Source organism: Achromobacter sp. MYb9 (assembly GCF_002975275.1).
Lineage (GTDB): Bacteria > Pseudomonadota > Gammaproteobacteria > Burkholderiales > Burkholderiaceae_B > Achromobacter.
On sequence record NZ_PCOQ01000018.1, the window covers coordinates 1 to 22,848 of the forward strand.

The following is a 22,848-nucleotide window of genomic DNA, read 5'->3' on the forward strand; positions in this document are numbered from 1 at the left end:
CCGTATGCTCACCCCCGTCTCTCCCTCCGCCGACCTCCCCCCTGGCGCGCCCGCAGCGCCCGCCGCCCCTCTCACGGTCAGCACGCTTTCCCCCTTCGCCTTCCCCGCGTTCCGCATCATCTGGATCGCCAACCTGTTCGCCAACCTGGGCACCTGGGCGCAATCCGTCGCCGCCGCCTGGATCATCACCACCGAACAGAGCAGCCCCCTGATGGTCGCCATGATCCAGGTGGCCGCCGCCTTCCCGCTGGTTGCCCTGTCCATCCTGACCGGCGTGCTGGCCGACAACTACGACCGCCGCAAGGTCATGCTGACCGGCATGTTGCTGGAACTGGCCGGCGGCCTCTTCATCACCCTGCTGGCGTTCGCCGGCCTGCTGCATCCGATCACGCTGATCGCCTCGGTCTTTTGCATCGCCATCGGCAGCGCCATCGTCACCCCTGCCTGGCAAGCCGCCGTCGGCGAACAAGTTCCGCGCGCCCACGTCGGCAGCGCCGTCCTGCTCAACAGCGTCAACTACAACGTCGCGCGCGCCGTCGGCCCCGCCATCGGCGGCCTGCTGCTGGGCGCCCTGGGCGCGCCCTGGGTCTTCCTGCTGAACTGCTTCTGCTACGGCGGCCTGATCTGGGCGATCTGGCGCTGGCGGCGCGACCTGCCCGTGCGCCGCCTGCCGCCCGAAGGCCTGTTCGAAGGCGTCGTCGCCGCGCTGCGCTACACCCAGCACTCCACCGTGACGCGTGTCGTCATGCTGCGCTCGTTTGCCTTCGGCCTGTCGGCCAGCGCCTTGTGGGCGCTGCTGCCATTGCTGGCCCACGACCACGAAGAAGGCAGCGCCCTGCTGTACGGCTACATGCTGGGCGCGCTAGGCGTCGGCGCCATCCTGGGCAGCGCCTTCGTGCGCCGCGTGCAGGCCGCCTGGGGCGCGGGCGGACTGGTCACCGTGGCCGCCGCGCTGCTGGCCGCCTGCCTGTTGGCACTGGGGTTGACCAGCACCCTGTGGGTCGTCTTTCCCGCGCTGCTGGTGTCGGGCAGCTGCTGGATCGGCGTGCTGGCCACCTACAACACCACCGTCCAGATGCTCGTGCCCGACTGGGTCAAGGCACGCGCGCTGGCGCTTTACCAGACGGCCATCTTCGGCGGCCTGGCGGCGGGCTCGTTCATGTGGGGCCACTTCGCAGGCACCATGGGCGTATCCGGCGCGCTCAGCACCGCCGGCATCATGCTGGGCATCACCGTCGCGTTGCTGTATCGCTCGCGCCTGCCCGAACACGTGGACACCCAATCCCTGGCGCGCGTCGACAGCACCGAACCCGCGATGGCCGCGGCCGGCTTCAACACCCAGCACGGCGCGGTCCTGGTGGCGGTGGAATACCTGATCGAACACGACAAGCTATCCGCGCTGATCGGCGCCGCGCATCCGCTGCGGCTGCTGCGCCTGCGCAACGGCGCGCAGCAATGGCAATTGTTCCGCGACCTGGAACGCGAAGGCGTGTGGCGTGAAGTGTTCCTGGTGGAAAGCTGGATGCAATACCTGCGCATGATCGACCGCATGACGCTGGCCGACAAGATGGTGCTGGACGAAGTGCGCGCCCTGCACAGCGGCGACAAACCGCCGGTTGTGTCGCGCAACGTCAGCTACCTGGCCATGAACGAAGCGCAAGGCTTCTCCCTGCGCCGAGACCCCGAATCCCTATGACCCGCGAGGCCCGCCCATGCTTTCCTCCCTTTGGCGCAAGTGGCGGGCCTCGCGGCATGGCGGCCCGCAGCTGGACATCATCTTGTCGAGCGCCGATCCCGACGCCCCGCTAGCCGAGCGCAACCTGTGGATGGTGGATCTGAGCCGCTGGCTGGACCGCCCTGGCCGACCGGCGGCGTCCCCTTCCGCCGACACGGCGTCGGATACACCGCCCGATGCCGTCCGGCACCCGCAGCACACGCGGTTGCGCTACCTGCTGCAAGTGCTGGAAAACAATCCGGACCGCGCCGCCCCCGTCGCCGCCACCCTGCGTTCGCTGGTGGCCGACAACGACCCCACCTCGCTCCTGTGCGATACGGGCGTGGCCTCGCATCCCGGCTTCTGGGGCGAATTCTGGGAACGCGCGCAGGCGCGGCTGCTGCCTCCACCCCCCAACCGCGGCGACATGTTCGGCCTGTTCTCGCTGATCTTCCGCCGCGCCGGCGACGCGCGCTGGATCGAATCGCTGGACGATGACACCCTGGCCCGCATGCGCGCCCTGTACCGCCACGGCGACGGCGTGGCGCGCGCGGACCCCGCCGCGCCGGCGCCGCCCGCCCCGCGGCTTGAACAGGCGCTGACCAGCAGCATCCAGGTGCTGGTCAGCCAAGTCCGCGCGACGGGCTTGAGCCAGGACATCCGCTCGCGCCTGCCCGGCCGCGTGCAGGACACGCCATTCTTCGCGCTGGCCGCCGCCGCGGCCGAACTGTGCGATAGCGGGCCGGACACGCCGCGCGATGTGTTCGGCCGGCGGCTGAACATGTTCCGCGCGCTCTTGGACGGTTGCCGCACCGCCACGCAAGGCGTCTACGACGAACTGGAGAAAAACGGCGTATCCGTCGAAGTGGTGTTCCAGATCGAACGCATGAAGCTGCGGCTGGCCCGCATAGAACTGCTGCTGAGCGTGTGGGTGGACCCCACGCAGCGCCACAAATACGTGCACCTGACGGCCGAACTGATCCGCTCCACCCAGGCCCGCAGCAGCATCCGGCACCTGGCCGCCTCGTCGTTCGCGCAACTGGCGCGACGCGTCATGGAGCGCACCGCCGAAACCGGCGAACACTACATCGCGCGCGACGCCGCCGAGTACCTGACGATGTTGAAGGCGTCACTGGGCGGCGGCTTCATCATGGTGTTCACGGTCTACCTGAAATTCTTCATCGTCTCGCTGCACCTGGACAAGTTCATCGAAGGGCTGCTGGCGTCGTTGAACTACGCCGGCGGCTTCCTCGCCATCCACTTCGCGCACTTCACGCTGGCCACCAAGCAGCCCGCCATGACGGGACCCGCGCTGGCCCATCGGCTGGATGACGCCTATACGCCCGAAGGTCGCGACGCGTTCCTGGACGACACGCTGTCCATGATCCGTTCCAACGCGGCGGCCATCCTGGGCAACCTGGCCGTGGTCTTTCCCCTGGCCTGGGCCGTGCAATGGATTGCCGTGCACGGCCTGGACCGGCCGTTGATCAGCGCCGACAAGGCGCACGAAACGCTGGCGTCGTTTTCGATCTGGGGTGCGACGCCCATCTATGCGGCGGCCACCGGCGTGCTGCTGTGGCTGTCCAGCCTGATCGCCGGCTGGGCCGACAACTGGTTCGCACTGCACCGCGTGCATGACGTCATGGCCTACAACCGGCGCGCCCGGCACCTGTTCGGTGAACGCGGCGCGGCGCGCTGGGCCGGATTCTGGCAACGCAACATCTCGGGCATCGCCGGCAACGTGTCGCTAGGCCTGATGCTGGGCCTGGGCCCGGCCATCGTGAGCTTCTTCGGCCCGCACGTGGAAGTTCGCCACGTGACGCTCAGCGCGGGCCAGATCGGCACCGCGCTGGGCACGCTGGGATGGGAGGTCGTGCACACCCAAGTGTTCTGGATGGCGGTGGCGGGCACCGCCATGACGGGGCTGCTGAACGTGGGCGTGAGTTTCGCGCTGGCGTTCAATGTGGCGTTGCGCTCGCGCAACCTGCGCCGCGGCGACCGCGATTCGCTGTCCGCCAGCGTGCGCCAGCGCATCTGGCAGCGGCCGGCAACGCTGTTCTGGCCGGTCAAGCCCCGGCCGGCCCCCGAACGCGTTTAAGCCTGGGTTTCGGGCGCCCAGCCCCCCGGGACCCGTTGCAGGCGCGGTGACTCGAATGCGCAGGCCACGGGCAACGGCACGCCCGCTGCGTCGACCAGCCGCCCGTGCCAACGCGTGCCCTGGCGCATGGCCACGACGATGCCCGCCACCTCGGCTTCGCAACGCGCCAGCAGCGTCAGCGCGGACGCCATCGTCTGCCCCGTGCTGACGGCGTCGTCCACCACCAGCACGCGGCGGCCCCGCAGCATGCCCGCCAGGTTCGGGTCGACATACAAGCGCTTGCCGGCCTCGGGCGTGGTCAGGGACTGCACCGGCACGGACAGGCTTTCGTCATACCAGTACTTGCGGGAATAGCCGAACGGCACGTAGCGCGTGAAACCCAGCCCGCGCGCCACCAGCGGCGCAAACGCCAGGCCCAGCGTGGGCAGCCCCACGACCTCATCCGCGCCGAACACCCGCGCCCGGTCGGCCATGAACCCGGCTAGCGTCTCGACGACATCCAGGCTGGCGTGGTTGGCGATCAGCGACGCGACGCAACGGTCGGGATCGCCCGGCACGCCGCGCAGCGGCAGCACCAGATAGCGGCCATCGGGCAAGCGCGCGGGATAGCCACGGGAATAGGGCGGAGCGGCCGGAACGGACAGCGCGTCGGCCGCAACGATCTCTTGCCAGTAGTTCGTGGTGGCGTCGAAGGCCGGGGCCCGATCGGCGGGCGGCATAGCGGAAGCGGTCATACGGAAAACGCCGGGTTCAGAACGCGGGCGAGCCGGCAGTCAGGAAGCGCTCTGCCAGCGTGACCCAATAGCTGGCCGTCACCGGCAGGATGTCGTCGTTGAAATCGTAGTCGGGGTTATGCACCATGCAGCCGCCTTCGCCCTCGCCATTGCCGACGATGAAGTAGCTGCCCGGCACCGCTTCCAGCATGAAGGCGAAGTCGTCGCTGGCCTGCAGGGGCGCCAGGTCCGGGATCACCCGTTCGGCGCCCAGCCACTCGTGCGCGACCGCGACGGCGAATTGGGTCGCGTCGTGGTCGTTGATGACCGGCGGATAGCGCCACAGGTAGTCGACCTTGACCGTGGCACGGTGCACCGCCGCCTGCGCCGTGGCGATCGCGGTGATGCGTTCGCGCAGCAGCACGCGCGTTTCGGGGCGGCGGGCGCGCACCGTCAAGCGCAGTTCCACCGACTTCGGGATCACGTTGGGCGCGTCGCCGCCGTGGATGGCGCCGATGGTCACGACCGCCATGTCGTTGGGATCGACCTCGCGCGACACGATGGTCTGCAAGGCCAGGACGATGCTGGCGGCGGCCACGATCGGGTCCACGGCCACGTGCGGCATCGCGCCGTGCCCGCCCACGCCGCAGACCGTCAACACCACGGTGTCGGACGAGCTGTACATCACGCCGGACCGGAAGCCGAAGTGCCCGGCCGGATAACCGGGCTCGTTGTGGAAGCTGTACACGGCGTCGCACGGGAAGCGATCGAATAACCCGTCGGCGATCATTTTCTGCGCGCCCCCGTGGCCCTCTTCGGCGGGCTGGAAGATCAGGTGCACGGTGCCGTCGAACTGCGCGCGCTGCGCCAGTGCCCGGGCCGCGGCCAGCAGGGTGGCGGTGTGCCCGTCATGCCCGCAGGCATGCATCTTGCCGGGGTGCTGGCTTGCATAGGGCAGGCCGGTGGTCTCGTGAATGGGCAGGGCGTCCATGTCGGCGCGCAGGCCCAGCCGGCGCGCGCCCGATCCCCGGCGCAAGGTGCCGACCACGCCGGTCACGCCCAGGCCGCGGTGCACCTCGTAGCCCCAGGCCGCCAGGCGCTCGGCCACGAGATCGCCGGTGGCGACCTCCTGGTAGGCCAGTTCAGGATTCGCATGAATCCGATGGCGCAGCGCCACCATCTCTTGTTGGATCACCCGGATTTCAGGCAGCACGGGCCCCAGCGCGGAATCATTCATGTCGTGGCACATCCTTGGGAAGTCAGCAGCATCATTCCTGCTGGATATTGGCGCTTTTCACAATGTGCGCGTACACGGCCTTTTCCTTTTTCAGGAATTCGGCAAAGTCCGCCGGCGAACCTTCACCGGCGATAGCACCGCCTTCGGCCAGGCGCTGTTGCACGTCGTCCAGCTGCAGCACGGCGTTCACGGCCTGATTCAGCTGGCGCACGATTTGCGGGTCGGTGCCGGTGGGCGCGAATACGCCCATCCAGGTGTTCAGTTCAAAGCCTTTCAGCTGGGTCGTTTCGCCGAAGGCCGGCACGCCCGGCAGCGTGGCCACGCGCGCTGCCGACGTCACGCCCAGCGCGCGCAGCTTGTTCTGCCGCACCAGCGGCGTGGCGCTGGTGGTCACGAGCAAGCCCAGGTCCACCTGGCCGCCCATCACATCGTTGGTGATCTGCGCGCCGCCGCGATAGGGCACGTGGACCAATTTCACCTTGGCCTGGTCCTGCATCACTTCCATCGACAGGTGCAGCACGGTGCCAACCCCCGACGACGCATACGTCAGCGTGTCCGGCTTGGCGCGCGCCAAGGCGATCAGCTCGCCCATGTCGTTCACGGGCAGGCCCGGACGAGCCAGCAGCACGACGGGCGCGGTGGTCACCAGGGCGACGGGCGCCAGGTCTTTCTCGGCGTCGTACTTCACGGCGGAATTGATCAGCCGGGCCACGCTGATGGGGCCGTCGAACCCCATCACCAGCGTGTAGCCGTCGGGCGCGGCATGGGTGGCGCGGGCCACGCCCAGCACGCCGCCCGCGCCCGCCACGTTGTCCACGATGATCGATTGGTTCAACCGTTCCGACAGCTTCTGCGCCACCAGGCGCGCCGTCGTGTCCACGTTGCCGCCCGGGCTGAACGGCACGATCAGCGTCAACGGCTTCGCGCCGGGCCAAGGCGTCTGGGCCCACGCGGCAGGGGCGAGGCAAAGCGCGGCCGCCAGCGCGGACACGGACAGGAACAGGCGTTTGAGCATGATGAGGGCGAACGGGACGGATACGCGCGCGAAAGGCAGGGCGCGCAAGGAGGCGACGGCGCCATCCTACGCAGCTCGGGGTAATAACTGAAATGGTATATTTTTATAGATTCATCAGGTAAATCTATGACCAAGCGCCCCGAGCCGGACCGCCCGGCCACGCCGCCGCGCCAGCCGACGCTACGCCAGCTGCGCGGATTCAAAGAAGTGGCCCGGCACGCCAGCTTCAGCCGCGCGGCCCAGGCGCTGGCGCTGAGCCAGCCCGCCCTGTCCTCGGCAATCCGCGAGCTGGAAACGCTGATGGGCGTGGCGCTGTTTGAACGCAGCACGCATCATGTGCGCCTGACCCCAGCGGGGCTTGCCGCCCGGGCGCAGATCGAATGGCTGCTCAATACCTACACGCAAGGCGCCGACGACCTGCAACGCCTGCTGGACACGCAGGCCGCCACAGTGCGCATCGGCTGCATTCCGTCCACCATGCATCTGCTGGCGCCCGCCGTGGCGCAGTGGCGCTTGCGGCATCCCGAGACCGTGCTGATCTTGAGCGACCACTTGAACGATGAACTGATGGCCGCCCTGGACAACGGCGAACTCGACATCGGCCTGGGGCTGGATTTCGGCTTGATGCCCGGCGTGGCCGCCGCCTTCGTTGCCGAAGACGAGCTGGTCGCGGTAATGGCCGACACGCACCGGCTATCGCGCCGCAGCGCCGTCACCTGGCAGGACCTGAAGCACGAGCCGCTGGCGGTACTGTCGCGCGGCAGCACCTACGAGATGATCGTATCCACCTTGCGTCAGCAGGGCGCCGGCCTGGCCGCGACCGACACCTTGAACTACACCGACACGCTCTACAGCCTGGTGCGGGCCGGGCTGCGCGTGGGCCTGATCTCGCGCTTGTACACGCAAGGCCAGCGCCTGGATGGCCTGGCCATCGTGCCCGTGCAACGCCCGCAGATGACGCGCCGCATCTGCCTGATGACCCGCGCCCCCGAAACGCAGGCCCGGGCCGCCGTGCAACGCTGCTACGCGGAACTGACCGACATGCTGCGCGGCCGCGCCCCTTACTGACGAAGCGTTGAATTCCGATGCCGCATTAGAATCAGCTTTCCTGATTCCGGACGCTTCGTCCGGACGCCTCGCCCCACCCCGCCCCATGCTCTCGTTCTCCCGCAATACCGTCTATCCGGCTGGCGCCGGCCTGCCCGCCACCGAACGCCAGGGCGCCTTGTTGGCCGTCATGCTGGCGGTCTGCATGGCCAGCCTGGACACGGCCATCGCCAATACCGCGCTGCCCACCATCGCGCGCGACCTGCAGGCCAGCGACGCGGGGTCGATCTGGGTCATCAGCGGCTATCAATTGGCCATGGTGGCGGGGCTGTTGCCCGCGGCCGCCCTGGGCGAGATCCTGGGCCACCGGCGCGTCTACATCGTGGGGCTGGTGGTGTTCATCGTGTCGTCGCTGGCCTGTGGCCTGGCGCCGTCGTTGCCCGTGCTGGTGGTGGCGCGCATCCTGCAGGGGCTGGGCGCGGCCGGCGTGATGAGCGTGAACGGCGCATTGCTGCGCTTCATCTATCCGTCGCACATGCTGGGCCGCGGGCTGGGCCTGAACGCGATGGTGGTCGGCCTGTCGTTCGCGGCCGGCCCCACCGCGGCGTCCGCCATCCTGCTATTGGGATCGTGGCACTGGCTGTTCCTGGTCAACGTGCCCATCGGCATCGTGGCCGCCGTGCTGGCCCTGCGCGGCCTGCCGGAAACCGCCCGCGCGCCGCACGGCTTCGACGGCTTCGCTGCCTTGCTGTGCGCGCTGACGCTTGGCCTGTTCGTGCTGGGCTCGAATGAACTGGCGCACGGCGCGCCGTGGCCGCGCATCGCGCTGGAATGGGGCGGCGCCATCGCCAGCCTGTGGCTGCTGATGCGCCGGCAGGCAGGCCACCCCGCGCCGATCCTGGCGGTGGACCTGCTGCGCCGCCCCTTGTTCGCGTTGTCTGCCGCCACCGCCGTCTGCGCTTTCGCGGCGCAGGCGCTGGCATTCGTATCGCTGCCCTTCCTGTTCCAGTCCGTGCTGGGCTACAGCCAGGTGCACACGGGTTTCCTTATCACGCCCTGGCCCGTCGTGGTGGCCATCATGGCGCCGATCGCCGGACGCATGTCCGACCACTATCCCGCCGGCATCCTGGGCGGCGTCGGCCTGGCGCTGCTGGCCTTGGGGATGGTATTGCTGGCCTTGATGCCCGCCGCGCCGTCGGCCTGGGACATCTCGTGGCGCATGGCCATCTGCGGCGCGGGATTCGGTTTTTTCCAATCGCCCAACCTGCGCGCCATCATGACGTCGGCGCCTGCTTCGCGGGCGGGCGGCGCCAGCGGCATGATCGGCACCGTGCGCCTGCTGGGACAAGCCAGCGGCGCGGCGCTGGTGGCCGCCTGCTTCCATGTGTCCACGACACACGGCGCGATCGCCGCCTTGTGGCTGGGCGGTTTGTGCGCCGCGCTGGCCTGCATCGCCAGTTTTTCCCGCTTGCGTTTCGCCGCGTGAAAACGCTAACGAGCAACAATGTTGCGTTATTTTTCGATATATACGGGCATCTAGCCGATATATTCGTAAGTTGTGAAACAGCTGCTAAATATCGGTGAAGCCGGGTCGTTGTTGCTGGTGCAGCACTCGCTGTATCAGGGATACGACTCGTATGACACAGTTCTTGAAAGACATCACCATCCGCCGCATGATCCTGTGCACCCTGCTCATGATCAGCGCCTTGCTCACTGGCCTGTCAGCCATCAGCGTCAACGGCTTGCGTAGCGCGGGCGAAGCGCTCACCGCCAGCAACGAACTCCTTCACGAAGTCTCCGCCCTGTCCCGGGTCAACGATCAAATCATGCGCGCGCGGCTGCGGCTGTCGCGCCAGCTGGAGTACGCCAGCGAAGGCCAGACCGCACAGGCCGCGGAAGAAGGACGCAGCATCGACGCCGCGTTGGACGAAGCCAGACGCCAGCAAGCGATATTTGTGGACCTGGCGCAGAAGGATGCCCCGCCCGCCGTCATGGAATCCATGCAGGCCGGTTTCAACGCGCTTGTCACGGGCGGCATCGCCGTGCAGCGCCAGCACCTGGAAGCCGGCGACATCGCCCGCGCCCGGGCGCACGCGGCCAGCGCCGTCGTGACGGCCAGCCGCGCATTCGGCAAGAGCATCGAAAGCTATGAGGCCTATGCCAAGCAACGCGAAACGTTGCTGTGGGAAGCGGCCGCCGCCAAGCGCCAGCAGGCTTACATCGGAATGGGCGTCGTGCTGGGCGTCTGCCTGTTGCTGCTGGCATTGGGCGACCGCTACGTCGTGACGTTCGTGCGGCAACCGCTGGACTCGATCAAGGGCCATTTCCGGCGGATCGCCACGGGCGACCTGACCACGCCCATCGCGCCGTATGGCAACAACTGCGTCGGCCAGATCATCCCCTACCTGCAAGAGATGCAGGCCAGCCTGGTGCGCACGGTCCACGCCGTGCGCGACGGCGTGGTCGAGATCAATGCGGGCTCCAGCGAAATCGCCGCCGGCAACCAGGATTTGTCCAGCCGCACCGAGCAGCAGGCGGCGTCTCTGGAAGAAACCGCGGCCAGCATGGAGCAGTTGCTGTCCACCGTCACCAGCAACGCCGAAAACGCCCGGCAGGCCAACCAGATGGCGGCCACCGCCAGCGATGTGGTCCAGCGCGGCGGCCTGGCCGTGAAGGAAGCGGTCAGCACCATGCGCGAAATCGCGCAGGACGCCGGCCGCATCGAAGCCATCGTGAGCGTCATCGACGGCATCGCCTTCCAGACCAATATCCTGGCGCTGAACGCGGCGGTGGAAGCTGCCCGCGCGGGTGAGGAAGGCAAGGGCTTTGCGGTGGTGGCCGCCGAAGTCCGGTCGCTGGCGCAACGCAGCGCCAGCGCCGCCAAGGAGATCAAACAGTTGCTCAACGAGTCCGGCGCCACGGTGCAGGCCGGCGCCGCCCAGGTCGAGACGGCCGGCCGCAGCATGGAAGAGATCCTGGCAACCGTCGAACGCCTGACGCTGCTGGTCAGCGACATCGCGACGGCCTCGCGTGAACAGGTGACCGGCATCGATCAGGTGAACACGGCAGTGAACCAGATGGATCAGGTGACGCAGCAGAACGCGGCGCTGGTTGAAGAAGCCGCCGCGGCGGCGTCCTCGTTGGAGACCCAGGCGCAACGGCTGCAAGAGGCGGTCAGCGCGTTCCGGTTGCCCGCGCTGATCCGGGACCCGCGGGGCGTCGCGATAGCGGCTTGAGCGGCGCGCCGGCGGGCGCCAAAGGCGTCGGCGCCGCGCCCCGTCCGCCCGGCATCACTCCCGCACGTAGCAGGGGTATCGTGACTGCTGCGCCCGGGCGCGGGCCGGATCCACGTCGACCACCACGATCGATTCGCTGTCGGTGGTCTGGGCCAGCGGCTCGCCGTCGGGCTGGAAAGCGAACGCGCGGCCGCCAAACACCTGCCCGTCGGCCGTGCGGCCCGCCCGGTTGGAACTGACCACGTAGCAGCCGGACACCAGCGCCGCCATCGCGCCCGCCGTCAGCCAGCGGCCGACGGATGCGCCGCTTGCGCGCGGCACCACGATCAGCTCGGCCCCGTCCCGCCCGTAACGGCGCGCGCGTTCGTTGAACATGAGCTCGGTGCACAGTTGCACGCCAAGGCGGATGCCGCCCACCTCGAAGACCTCGAAGCCCTGCATCGTGGGCTGGAACCAGGTGGCCTCGAAGAAGCCCGGCTCTTCAGGGAACATCTGCTTGTGATGCAGCGGGGTGTAGCGCCCGCCCTGCAAGGCGAAAGCTTCGTTGGCCAGGCGGCCGCCGGCCGGCACCGGACGCGACGACACGACGGCGGGCAGTTCCAGCGCCGCCAACGCGCGCAAGCCGGCCTCGTGCAGCCGCACCGACTCGGCGGCCAGCGCCGGATCATAGGCGGGTAGCGCCGCCAGCCAGGGGCCGAACGGCATCTCGTTGGTAACCAGCAAGTCGGGCGCCAGTTCGCCGATGCGGTCGGCGATGCCCTCCCAGGTCGCGCCTTCCGGCGCCAGGTCCACGGGCCCTTCCATCATGCAGATCCGCATACGTTTTCCTCTACGCTTTGGCCATGCGCGCCCGCCATCGAGCGCCTTCCCGCCACATCGTAGAACACCACGCCGGCCCCCGGCACGGCGCTGGCGCATCAGGTCCGGATCGGACGCCTGTTGGTCCGAATTTGCCGCAGCCGTGGCCGGGCTCGGCCATGGCGGGCGATCAGTGCAGGCCCGCCACGTCCACCACGCCGCCGTGCCGAATGATGCGCTTGGGAAGATCGCCGCCGATCCAATAGGCCAGTTCGGACGGATGGGCAACATTCCACGCCACGAAGTCGGCGATCTTGCCCGGGGCCAGCACGCCGTGGGTGGCCTGCAACCCCAAAGCGCGGGCCGCGTGGGTGGTGACGCCGGCCAGCGCCTCTTCGGGCGTCATCCGGAACAGCGTGCAGGCCATGCCCAGCATCAGCCGCAACGACAGTACGGGCGACGTGCCCGGATTCAGATCGCTTGAAATGGCGATGGGCACGCCGTGCCGGCGCAGCAGGTCCAGCGGCGGCAACTGCGTTTCACGCAAGGCGTAGAAGGCGCCCGGCAGCAGCACCGCCACGGTGCCGGCGGCCGCCATCGCCACCACATCGCTTTCCGTCAGGTATTCCAGATGGTCGGCCGACAGGGCGCCATAACGTGCCGCCAGCGTCGCCCCATGCAAGGACGACAATTGTTCGGCATGCAGCTTGACCGGCAGACTCAGATGCGCCGCGGCCTTGAACACGCGTTCGACCTGTTCAGTCGAAAACGCCAGGTGCTCGCAGAACGCGTCGACCGCGTCGACCAGGCCTTCCGCGGCCAGCACGGGCAGCATGCGGCGCGCCACTTCGTCGATGTAGTCGTCGGCGCGCCCGGCATATTCCGGCGGCAGGGCATGCGCGGCCAGGCACGTGGCCTGCACCGTCAGCGGCAGCGTCCGGCCCAGGCGCCGCGCCACGCGCAGCATCTTTCGTTCGTTGGGCAGGTCCAGGCCGTAGCCCGACTTGACCTCCAGCGTGGTGACGCCATCGCGCAGAAGGTGCAAGGCGCGCTGACGCGCGCTGACGTACAGCGCATCTTCCGAGGCGGCGCGCGTGGCGCGCACGGTACTGGCGATACCGCCGCCCTGTGCCGCGATCGTGGCGTAGTCCACGCCTTGCAAGCGCTGCTCGAACTCCAGGCTGCGGTTGCCGCCGAACACCAGGTGCGTGTGGCAATCGATCAGCCCCGGCGTGACCCACGCGCCGCCCAGGTCATGCACCTGCGCGGCGTCGACGGCAGGCAAGTCTGTGTCTAAGCCGATCCATTCGATGCGGTCGGCCAGCGTCACAATGGCGGCGTGCGGGATCGCCGAATAGACGCCATCCACCATCGTGGCGGCGTGGCAATTGCGCCAGACCTGTCTCATCCCTTTCTCCTGAAAATCGTCCATCAATCCGAACCCTGCGCTACCGGCACCGGAATGCCGCCAGACGGAAGGTTGGGATGCACCCACATGCGGTACGCCACGCATAGCAGCGCGATCCACACCACGCCCACGGCCAGCGCCGCCTGCGTCCGGGGGAAATAGCCCAGCACGCCAAATACGAACAGCATGAACGCGATCGCCGCGATCGGCCCCACGGGCCAGAACGGCACCGGAAATTTCAACGCCGCAACCGCTTCCGGACTCATCTTGCGCCGCATCGCCACTTGCGACAACAGGATCATCAGCCAAACCCAGACCGTGGCAAAGGTGGCGATCGAGGCGATCAGCACGAACACGCCTTCGGGGATCAGGTAATTCAGCACGACGCCCAGCAGCAGCGCCGCCGACATCACGACGACAGTCATCCACGGCACGCCGTTACGCGACACCGCGCCGAAGCCGCGCGGCGCCTGGCCCTGCTGTGCCATGCCATACAGCATGCGGCCCGCGCCGAAGATGTCGCTATTGATCGCCGACACGGCTGCGGAGATCACCACGATGTTGAGGATCGTGGCCGCCGAACTGATGCCCAGGCTGTCGAAGATCTGCACGAAGGGACTGCCTTTGCTGCCAATCTGCGTCCACGGGAAGATGGACATCAGCACGAACAGCGTCAGCACGTAGAACAGCAGGATGCGCAGGGGCACCGCGTTGATGGCGCGCGGCAACGTGCGGCCCGGGTCCTTGGCCTCGCCCGCGGTGATGCCGATGATCTCGATGCCACCGAACGCGAAGACCACCACCGCCAGCGACGCGATCAGTCCGCCCACGCCGTTAGGCATGAAACCGCCGTGCGCCCACAGGTTATGCACGCCGGTCGCCGCGCTGTCCGCGTTCAGCTCGAAGCCGAACAGCATGATGCCCAGCCCGCCCGCGATCATCGCGATGATCGCGCCCACCTTCAACAGCGACAGCCAGAACTCCAGTTCGCCGAACACCTTGACCGAGCACAGGTTGATCGCGCCGATGAAGCACACGATGGACAGCACCCAGATCCAGCGCGGCACATCGGGATACCAAAAGCCCATGTACAGCCCGAAGGCCGTGATGTCGGCCAGGCAGACGATGATCATCTCGAAGGCGTATGTCCAGCCGGTCAGAAAGCCCGCGACCGGCCCGAGGTAGCTGGTGGCGTACTGCCCGAATGATCCCGACACCGGGTTGTGCACGGCCATTTCGCCCAACGCGCGCATCACCATGTAGACGGCGGCGCCCGCGATCAGGTAGGCCAGCAGCACCGAAGGCCCGGCCTCCTGGATGGCCTTGGCCGACCCGTAGAACAGCCCGGTCCCGATGGCGGACCCCAGGGCCATGAAGCGTATGTGCCGGGCAGTGAGCCCGCGTTTCAGGTCCTGCGCTGTTGCCTGTGTTTTTGCCTGCATTCCTGTCTCCATGCACTTGTAATAGGCGAGCACCGTCAACCGCCCGGCGCGCGCCATCTGCGGGCGCTGTCATCAGGCGTGAAATCAATGCGGCCCCTCTCGGGGCCGCGGTATCGGATTTAAAGGCTGGGCAGCAGGCCTGCCGGCATCAGGCCGTTCAGGACCTGCGCGGCGATCAGGCCGCTGGCGGCGGCGATGTCCGGCGCGAAGAAGCGGTCTTCTTCGTAGTGCGGCACCTGTTCGCGCAAGGCGCGGCGCGCCTGCTCAAGCTGCGGCGACGTCTTCAGGCCTTCCCGGAAATCCAGGCCCTGGCAGGCGCCCAGCCATTCGATCGCCAGGATGTCGCGCACGTTTTCGGCCATGGCCCAGAGCCGCTTGCCCGCGTTGGGCGCCATGGACACATGGTCTTCCTGGTTGGCGGACGTGGGCATGCTGTCCACGCTGGCGGGATGCGCCAGCGCCTTGTTGTCGCTGGCCAGCGCCGCCGCCGTCACCTGAGCGATCATGAAGCCCGAGTTCACGCCGCCCTTCGCCACCAGGAACGGCGGCAGTTGCGACATGTGCTTGTCCATCATCAGCGCGATGCGCCGTTCCGACAGCGCGCCGATTTCGGCCAGCGCCAGCGCCAGGTTATCGGCCACCATCGCCACGGGTTCGGCATGGAAGTTGCCGCCCGAGATCACGTCGCCCTGATCCACGAACACCAGCGGGTTGTCAGACACCGCGTTGGATTCGATCTGCAGCACCTGCGCGGCATGGCGGATCTGTGTCAGGCACGCGCCCATCACCTGAGGTTGGCAGCGCAGGGAATAGGGGTCCTGCACCTTTTCGCAATCCACGTGCGAATGGCCGACCTCGCTGTCACTGTCCAGCAGCCCGCGATAGACGGCCGCCACATCGATCTGCCCAAGCTGGCCGCGCGCTGCATGGATGCGGGCGTCGAACGGTACGCGCGAGCCCAGCATCGCTTCCACGCTGAGGCTGCCGCACACGAGACCCGCGGCCATCATGTCTTCGGCCTCGAACAGGCCGCGCAAGGCATACGCGGTGGACACCTGCGTACCGTTCAGCAACGCCAGGCCTTCCTTGGCCGCCAGCGTAAGCGGCGCCAGGCCCGCGCGGGCCAGCGCATCGTGCGCCGGCAGCCATTGCCCCTGATGACGGGCACGGCTTTCGCCCAGCAGCACCATCGACATGTGGGCCAGCGGCGCCAGGTCGCCAGAGGCGCCCACCGAGCCCTTCAGGGGAATATGCGGATAGACCTCGGCGTTCACCAGCGCGATCAGGCTGTCGATCACGTGGCGGCGGATGCCGGAGTAGCCCCGGGCCAGGCTGTTGATCTTCAGCACCATGATCAGGCGGACCATGGCGTCGTCCAGCGCTTCACCCACGCCGGCGGCGTGCGAGCGCACCAGCGAGCTTTGCAGCGCCTGGAGGTCTTCGCGGGCGATCTTGGTGGATGCCAGCAGGCCGAAACCCGTGTTGATGCCGTAGACGGTGCGGCCTTCGGCGATGATGCGCTCGACGGTTGCCACGCTGGCGTCGATGGCTTCACCCGCGCCGGGATCCAGCGTTACGCGGACCGGCTGCTGGTACACGCGCCGCAGATCCGACAACGTCAAATGGCCGGGTTTCAAATGCAAATCCATTCTGGGTCTCCTGTGCCGGTTGCCGGCATCATGCAATTTCATGGTCACGCCGGCTTTTCCGCCGGGTCGTGATGAACGGGCCGCGCGTCGCGGCGCGCGAACAGGTAGTAAAGGATGCTGGGCACGATCAGGCCGATGATCCACGAGATGTCCACGCCGCCCAGCCGTTCGACCATCGGGCCCGTATAGAGCTTGGTCGAGATGAACGGCATCTGCACCAGCACGCCGAAGGCGTAGACCAGGATGCCGGGCAGGTTCCAGCGCCCGTAGCGCCCGTTCGGATCCGACAGCGCGGCCACGTCGTACTGCCCGCGGTTCACGAAGTAGTAGTCCACCAGGTTCACCGCGCTCCAGGGCACGAAGAACGCCAGCAAAAACAGGATGAACGACTTGAACGCATTCAGGAACGAATGCTGGCCGATCAGCGCCACGGCGGTGGCCGCGGCCACGATCAACACCACGGCAATCGCCCGCTGGCGGCGCGTAATCTGGACCTGGCCCTTGACGCCGCTGACGATCGTGGCGATGCACATGAAGCTGCCGTAGGAATTCAGCGTGGAAATCGTGATCTTGCCGAAGGCGATGCTGAAGTACAGCAGCGCCGCCATCGTGCCCGTGCCGCCCAGGCTAACGATGTAGGCGACTTCGCGCCCGGCGAACTGGCCCGCGGCCATCGCGGCGGCCAGCACGCCCAGCACCATCGCAATCTGCGCCCCCACCACCGACCCCAGCCCCACCGCCAGGAACGTCTTCGTGGACGACGTGGCGCTGGGCAGATAGCGCGAATAGTCCGCCACATAGGGGCCGTAGGCGATCTGCCAGGACGCCGCCAGCGATACCGCCAGCAAGAACGAGCTCCAGCTGAAATGCCGGATCTGCAGCAACTGGCCCACGTCGCCCAACGCCATCACGCGGCTGAACAGGTAGACGAACGCGACGATGCCAAGGACGGTCGCGATGCGCCCGATGATGTGGATGACCCGGTAGCCGAACAAGGTGGCCGCGATGATCACCGCCGCGAAGATCAGGATACCCGTGGTGTCGCTGACACCGAACAGCTGGCCCAGCGCCTGCCCGGACAGCACGGTGCCCGTGGCCGTGAAGCCCAGGTACATCAGGCACACCAGCACGATGGGGATCGCCGCGCCGTAGACACCGAACTGCACCCGGCTGGAGATCATCTGCGGCAACCCCAGCTTGGGCCCCTGCGCCGCATGCAACGCCATGACGCCGCCGCCCAGCACCTGTCCGATGAACAGCCCGATCAACGACCAGAACACGTCGCCGCCCAGCACCACGGCCAACGCGCCCGTGACGATGGCGGTGATCTGCAGGTTGGCGCCCATCCAGAGCGTGAACTGGCTGTAGAGCTTGCCGTGCCGCTCGGATTCCGGGATGAAATCAATGGAGCGCCGCTCGATCAGCGGCGCCTGTACCGCTTCGCTGTCCTCTGCCATCGCATTGCCTCGTGGGATGCGGGAAGACCGCCCGTTGCCGGTCGCGGTGCCCGCGGGATTAGGGTTGCGGCGGGATGCCCGCCTAGCGGTTGCCAGTGACCATCGGCAGGTTCAGGCCTTGTTCGCGCGCGCAATCGATCGCGATGTCGTAGCCGGCATCGGCGTGACGCATCACGCCCGTGCCGGGATCATTGGCCAGCACGCGGGCGATGCGTTCGGCGGCCTCGTCCGTGCCGTCGCACACGATGACCATGCCGGCGTGCTGCGAGAAGCCCATGCCCACGCCGCCGCCATGGTGCAGCGACACCCACGTCGCGCCGCTGGCGGTGTTCAGCAGCGCGTTCAGCAACGGCCAGTCCGACACGGCGTCCGACCCGTCGCGCATGGATTCGGTTTCGCGGTTGGGGCTGGCGACCGAACCCGAGTCCAGGTGATCGCGGCCAATGACGATAGGCGCGGACAGTTCGCCGGAACGGACCATTTCATTGAATGCCAGGCCCAGCTTGGCGCGTTGGCCCAGGCCCACCCAGCAGATGCGCGCCGGCAAGCCCTGGAAGCTGATGCGTTCGCGCGCCATGCTCAACCAATGGTGCAGGTGCGCGTCGTCCGGGATCAGTTCGCGGACCTTGGCGTCGGTCTTGTAGATGTCTTGGGGATCGCCTGACAGCGCGGCCCAACGGAACGGGCCGACGCCGCGGCAGAACAGCGGGCGGATGTAGGCCGGCACGAAGCCGGGGAAATCGAACGCATCCGTCACGCCTTCTTCCTTAGCCATCTGGCGGATGTTGTTGCCGTAGTCGAAGGTGGGCACACCCTGCCGCTGGAATGCAAGCATGGCTTGCACGTGCACGGCCATCGATTGCTTGGCGGCCTTGATGACGGCGGCCGGCTCGCGCCTGGCGCGCTCGCGGTAGTCTTGCCATGTCCAGCCCGCAGGCAGGTAGCCGTTCAGCGGATCGTGCGCGCTGGTCTGGTCGGTGACCATGTCGGGGCGCACGCCGCGGCGCACCATTTCGGGAAGGATCTCGGCGGCGTTGCCGCACAGGGCGATGGAGACCGCGCGGCCTTCCTTCGTGTAGCGGGCGATGCGTGCCAGCGCGTCGTCCAGGTCTTGGGCCTGTTCGTCGACGTAGCGGGTGCGCAGGCGGAAATCGATGCTGGTCTGCTGGCATTCGATGTTCAGCGAGCAGGCGCCCGCCAGCGTGGCGGCCAGCGGCTGCGCGCCCCCCATGCCGCCCAGTCCGGCGGTCAGCACCCAGCGGCCCGCCAGGTTGCCGCCGTAGTGCTGGCGGCCGGCCTCGACGAAGGTCTCGTAGGTGCCTTGCACAATGCCCTGGCTGCCGATGTAGATCCAGCTGCCGGCCGTCATCTGGCCATACATGGCAAGACCCTTGGCATCCAGCTCGTTGAAGTGTTCCCAGGTGGCCCAGTGCGGCACCAGGTTCGAATTGGCGATCAGCACGCGCGGCGCGTTGGCGTGAGTCTTGAAAACGCCGACCGGCTTGCCCGATTGCACAAGCAGGGTCTCGTCGTCGTTCAGGTTCGTGAGCGATTCGACGATCTTGTCGTAGCAGTCCCAATTGCGGGCCGCGCGGCCGATGCCGCCGTAGACCACCAGTTCCGTCGGGTTCTCGGCGACGTCGGGGTCCAGGTTGTTCATCAGCATGCGCAAGGGGGCTTCGGTCAGCCAGCTCTTGGCCGTCAGCTTATTGCCGCGCGGGGCGCGGATGACGACATCGCGGTATCGGTTCGATTGGTCCAAGAGGCTCTCCTTGATCAGTTCATTCGCGCGCCCATTGCCTGCGCGCCGGTTGCCTGCATCATAGGACGCCTATGATTGTATATACAAGATAGTAAGACTGGAATTTGGATCAGGGATTTCCCTAGCGATAACGCGCGACGAGGCACGCGCCCTTGCACCTTGCGTGCGCAAAAAAAATGCCGCCCGAAGGCGGCGTAAAGCAACTTGCGCGGGGTCAGGCTGCGCGCGGCAGCAGTTCGATCACGCAGGCGTCCAGCGCGGCCGCGCCCTCCAGCCGGTATTCGGCCAAGCCCTCCTGCCTTTCGACATGCAGGCAGTCGTAACGCGACGGCAGCGCGTGCGCCGCGGCATCGACGCGCACCGACATCGCGTCGCCCGCGTTCAGCACCAGCACGCTGCGCGCGGCGCTATGGAAGGTCCAGGGGCCGGCGCCCGTCACCCATTGCAGGCGGGCATGGCAGCGCGCCGGCGAGTAGATCAGATTGAAGTCACGGATCGGACCATCAAGCAGGCGGCACCGCACCTCGGCCTCGCCCGCGAACGCATAGGCCCGACGCGGCGTCAGCGGGGCTTGCTCGCATCCGTTCACGGTCAGCTGAATGCCCGCGCCTTCCAGCACGGTGATGATGCGCTGATACCCGGTAAACGCCGAAAACCCGCCATCCTGCGCCACATCGGCGATGGACAGGCGCCAGTCGAAGGCGGCGGTGCTGCCGCCCGGGTTGCAGGCCACTTCCTGCGTGGTGCCGGCGCCATTGCGCCACGGCATGCGCGGGTAATCGGCGGCGCGGTAGAGACGGACTTCGGGTTGCATCATGACGAGAACTTGCCTTCCAGACGGTGGCGCGACCCGGGGTGGATCAGACGGGCCAGGGTGACTGCGCGGTCGCCGGACCAGGTGCGGCGGCTGATCAGCAGGCACGGTTCTTCGCGCTCGATCTGCAGCAGCTGGCACTCGCGGGGCTTGGCCAGAATGGCCTCGACGACGTGTTCGCCCTCGCTCAGCGGCGCCACGCGCGTCAGGTATTCATACGGCGTGCTTTGCGTGAAGTCCTGCTTCAGATAGTCGGGCGCCAGGCGCACATTCACATAGCGGTCTTCCAGCTGGATCGGAATGTCGTCTTCGTAGTGCACGATGACCGAGTGGTAGACCGGCTGCCCCGCGCGGATCTCCAGCGCCTGCGCCTGTTCGGCGCCCGCCGGCTCTTCGGCCAGGCGCACCACGCGGCTATGGTGCCGGTGGTTGCGCGCGGCGATCTCGTCGGCAATGTTGTTGACGGCGAACAGCGCCGACCGCGCCTTGGGTTGCGCCACGAACGTGCCCACGCCCTGCATGCGCACCAGCAGCCCTTCCGAGGTCAGTTCGCGCAGCGCGCGGTTGATCGTCATGCGGCTGAATCCCAGTTCATCGACCAGTTCGCTTTCCGACGGAACGCGGTAGTGCGCCGGCCATGCGCCGCTGCGTATCTGCTGCGCGATCATCTGCTTGACCTGCGCATAAAGCGGGGCGGGAAGGGCATTGGCCTGGGCGGGCAATCTGGGAGGGGAAGCGGCCACGGGAATTCCTGTTGTGCACTGCAAGGCTGAGTCAATCGGTCAGCGTCAAGTATAGACAGGTACAGATGTCTTGCGGCCCCGCCGCCTGCCCGGATGGGGTGGCGAGCCTGTCGACCGCCCCCGCAGCACCCGGGCAGCGCCCGGGCAGCACCCCCCGGCAGTGGACGGATGGCGTCGGATTCCTTATACTCCCCCCCTGTATCGTTTTCGGAGCCTGCCGTGCCGCATTCGCCGGAAGAGAAAAAACGTGTCGTCACCCGCCTGCGCCGCATCCAGGGGCAGGCGTTAGCATTGGAACGCGCGGTAAACGCTGGCACGGAGTGCGGGGCCCTGCTGCAGCAGCTGGCCGCGTTACGCGGCGCCGCCACCGGCCTGATGGCCGAAGTGCTGGAAAGCCATCTCCGGGAAACCTTCCTGCAATCCGCCCAGGGCGGGCCGCAAGACGCCGCGATCGATGCCGAAGCCGAGGTCGATCAGCTGATGCGCATCGTCCGTTCCTATTTGAAATAAGCCCGACATTCGTGGAGTAACGCTATGAAATCACGCGCAGCAGTCGCATTCGGACCCGGCAAACCGCTGGAAATCGTTGAAATCGACGTCGCGCCGCCCCAACGCGGCGAAGTGCTGGTGCAGATCACGCACACCGGCGTCTGCCACACCGACGCCTTCACCCTGAGCGGCGACGACCCCGAAGGCCTGTTCCCCGCCGTGCTGGGCCATGAAGGCGCCGGCATCGTCGTGGAAGTCGGCGAGGGCGTCACGTCCCTGAAGCCGGGCGACCACGTCATTCCGCTCTACACGGCCGAATGCCGCGAGTGCAAGTTCTGCCTGTCCGGCAAGACCAACCTGTGCCAGAAAGTGCGCGCCACGCAGGGCAAGGGCGTCATGCCCGACGGCACCTCGCGCTTCAGCTACGAAGGCAAGCCGCTCTACCATTACATGGGCTGCTCGACGTTCAGCGAATACTCCGTCGTGAACGAAATCTCGCTGGCCAAGATCAACCCGGCCGCGCCGCACGAAAAGGTCTGCCTGCTGGGCTGCGGCGTGACGACCGGGCTGGGCGCCGTGCACAACACCGCGAAGGTCAAAGAGGGCGATACCGTCGCCGTGTTCGGTCTGGGCGGCATCGGCCTGGCCGTGATCCAGGGCGCGGTGCAAGCCAAGGCCGGCCGCATCATCGCCGTGGACACCAACCCGAACAAGTTCGTGCTGGCAAGCGCCATGGGCGCCACTGACTGCATCAACCCCAAGGACTACGACAAGCCCATCCAGGACGTCATCGTCGAACTCACGGACGGCGGCGTGGATTTCTCGTTCGAGTGCATCGGCAACGTGCACGTGATGCGCGCCGCGCTGGAATGCTGCCACAAGGGCTGGGGCGAGAGCATCATCATCGGCGTGGCCGGCGCCGGCCAGGAAATCAGCACGCGTCCGTTCCAGCTGGTTACCGGCCGCGTCTGGCGTGGCTCCGCCTTTGGCGGCGTCAAGGGCCGCACGCAACTGCCGGGCATGGTGGAAGACGCCATGAGCGGCAAGATCGACCTGGACCCGTTCGTGACGCACACGCTGCCGCTGGAGCGCATCAACGAGGCGTTCGACCTGATGCATGAAGGCAAGTCGATCCGCACCGTGATCCACTTCTAAGCCCGCCTTCCCACTGGCGGCACCCGACAGGCCCGGCGCGATGCGCCGGGCCTGTTTTTTTGTGACACGGA

Annotated in this window: 18 protein-coding genes; 7 read left to right on the forward strand and 11 right to left on the reverse strand. The window is 67.4% G+C overall.

Annotated elements, in window-relative coordinates; all coding sequences use genetic code 11:
• Positions 1 to 4 precede the first annotated feature (4 nt).
• Both CQ050_RS21975 and CQ050_RS21980 read left to right on the forward strand, forming a co-directional pair.
• The gene (locus CQ050_RS21975) at positions 5 to 1,696 is read left to right on the forward strand and encodes an MFS transporter (protein ID WP_105558945.1); all 1,692 of its coding nucleotides are present in this window, start codon (positions 5 to 7) and stop codon (positions 1,694 to 1,696) included.
• 16 nt (positions 1,697 to 1,712) lie between these two features.
• Positions 1,713 to 3,812: a site-specific recombinase gene (locus tag CQ050_RS21980; RefSeq protein WP_105558946.1), complete on the forward strand. Its 2,100-nt coding sequence runs from the start codon at positions 1,713 to 1,715 to the stop codon at positions 3,810 to 3,812.
• Here the strand turns inward: CQ050_RS21980 and CQ050_RS21985 are convergent.
• Genes CQ050_RS21985 through CQ050_RS21995 form a run of 3 tightly spaced genes read right to left on the reverse strand, consistent with a single transcriptional unit; the run spans position 3,809 to position 6,777 of the window.
• Complete coding sequence (locus CQ050_RS21985) at positions 3,809 to 4,546, reverse strand: phosphoribosyltransferase (RefSeq protein WP_105558947.1); 738 nt, start codon at positions 4,544 to 4,546, stop codon at positions 3,809 to 3,811. The genes CQ050_RS21980 and CQ050_RS21985 overlap by 4 nt on opposite strands.
• Positions 4,547 to 4,562: 16 nt before the next feature.
• Positions 4,563 to 5,762, reverse strand: coding sequence for a M20 aminoacylase family protein (locus tag CQ050_RS21990; protein WP_233214221.1), 1,200 nt, complete (start codon positions 5,760 to 5,762; stop codon positions 4,563 to 4,565).
• Positions 5,763 to 5,793: 31 nt separating this feature from the next.
• Positions 5,794 to 6,777 (reverse strand): tripartite tricarboxylate transporter substrate binding protein, encoded by a 984-nt coding sequence (locus CQ050_RS21995; RefSeq protein ID WP_105559032.1) that lies wholly within the window; start codon positions 6,775 to 6,777, stop codon positions 5,794 to 5,796.
• Between the two features lie 126 nt (positions 6,778 to 6,903).
• Here CQ050_RS21995 and CQ050_RS22000 point away from each other — a divergent pair, with 126 nt between their 5' ends.
• The 3 genes from CQ050_RS22000 to CQ050_RS22010 all read left to right on the forward strand — a co-directional run bounded on the left by CQ050_RS22000 (position 6,904) and on the right by CQ050_RS22010 (position 11,060).
• A complete protein-coding gene (locus CQ050_RS22000) occupies positions 6,904 to 7,845 on the forward strand; it encodes a LysR family transcriptional regulator (RefSeq protein WP_105558949.1) in 942 nt (313 codons plus the stop codon).
• Between the two features lie 85 nt (positions 7,846 to 7,930).
• Positions 7,931 to 9,310, forward strand: coding sequence for an MFS transporter (locus CQ050_RS22005; protein WP_105558950.1), 1,380 nt, complete (start codon positions 7,931 to 7,933; stop codon positions 9,308 to 9,310).
• A 151-nt stretch (positions 9,311 to 9,461) separates the two neighbouring features.
• Positions 9,462 to 11,060, forward strand: a complete 1,599-nt coding sequence (locus tag CQ050_RS22010) for a methyl-accepting chemotaxis protein (RefSeq protein WP_105558951.1) — start codon at positions 9,462 to 9,464, stop codon at positions 11,058 to 11,060.
• 54 nt (positions 11,061 to 11,114) lie between these two features.
• On the opposite strand, the gene CQ050_RS22015 is transcribed toward CQ050_RS22010, so the two are convergent.
• The 8 genes from CQ050_RS22015 to hutC all read right to left on the reverse strand — a co-directional run bounded on the left by CQ050_RS22015 (position 11,115) and on the right by hutC (position 21,133).
• Positions 11,115 to 11,867: a carbon-nitrogen hydrolase family protein gene (locus CQ050_RS22015; protein ID WP_233214223.1), complete on the reverse strand. Its 753-nt coding sequence runs from the start codon at positions 11,865 to 11,867 to the stop codon at positions 11,115 to 11,117.
• A 181-nt stretch (positions 11,868 to 12,048) separates the two neighbouring features.
• A complete protein-coding gene (gene hutI / locus CQ050_RS22020; RefSeq protein ID WP_105558953.1) occupies positions 12,049 to 13,266 on the reverse strand; it encodes an imidazolonepropionase in 1,218 nt (405 codons plus the stop codon).
• Between the two features lie 23 nt (positions 13,267 to 13,289).
• Positions 13,290 to 14,708, reverse strand: coding sequence for an amino acid permease (locus CQ050_RS22025; RefSeq protein WP_105558954.1), 1,419 nt, complete (start codon positions 14,706 to 14,708; stop codon positions 13,290 to 13,292).
• A 119-nt stretch (positions 14,709 to 14,827) separates the two neighbouring features.
• Positions 14,828 to 16,357: a histidine ammonia-lyase gene (gene hutH, locus CQ050_RS22030; protein ID WP_105558955.1), complete on the reverse strand. Its 1,530-nt coding sequence runs from the start codon at positions 16,355 to 16,357 to the stop codon at positions 14,828 to 14,830.
• Positions 16,358 to 16,401: 44 nt separating this feature from the next.
• Positions 16,402 to 17,814 carry a cytosine permease gene (locus tag CQ050_RS22035; protein WP_105558956.1) on the reverse strand — a complete coding sequence of 471 codons (1,413 nt, stop codon included), beginning with the start codon at positions 17,812 to 17,814 and terminating at the stop codon, positions 16,402 to 16,404.
• Between the two features lie 82 nt (positions 17,815 to 17,896).
• Positions 17,897 to 19,576, reverse strand: a complete 1,680-nt coding sequence (gene hutU / locus CQ050_RS22040) for a urocanate hydratase (RefSeq protein WP_105558957.1) — start codon at positions 19,574 to 19,576, stop codon at positions 17,897 to 17,899.
• A 214-nt stretch (positions 19,577 to 19,790) separates the two neighbouring features.
• Positions 19,791 to 20,393 carry a HutD family protein gene (locus CQ050_RS22045; RefSeq protein ID WP_105558958.1) on the reverse strand — a complete coding sequence of 201 codons (603 nt, stop codon included), beginning with the start codon at positions 20,391 to 20,393 and terminating at the stop codon, positions 19,791 to 19,793.
• Entirely contained in the window at positions 20,390 to 21,133 is a 744-nt protein-coding gene (gene hutC, locus CQ050_RS22050) for a histidine utilization repressor (RefSeq protein ID WP_255410198.1), read from the reverse strand. The genes CQ050_RS22045 and hutC overlap by 4 nt, the downstream gene beginning before the upstream one ends.
• A 219-nt stretch (positions 21,134 to 21,352) precedes the next feature.
• Here hutC and CQ050_RS22055 point away from each other — a divergent pair, with 219 nt between their 5' ends.
• On the forward strand, positions 21,353 to 21,643 hold the full coding sequence (locus tag CQ050_RS22055; RefSeq protein WP_105558960.1) for a metal/formaldehyde-sensitive transcriptional repressor: 291 nt from the start codon (positions 21,353 to 21,355) through the stop codon (positions 21,641 to 21,643).
• A gap of 24 nt (positions 21,644 to 21,667) precedes the next feature.
• A complete protein-coding gene (locus CQ050_RS22060; protein WP_100853426.1) occupies positions 21,668 to 22,777 on the forward strand; it encodes an S-(hydroxymethyl)glutathione dehydrogenase/class III alcohol dehydrogenase in 1,110 nt (369 codons plus the stop codon).
• Positions 22,778 to 22,848: the final 71 nt, after the last annotated feature.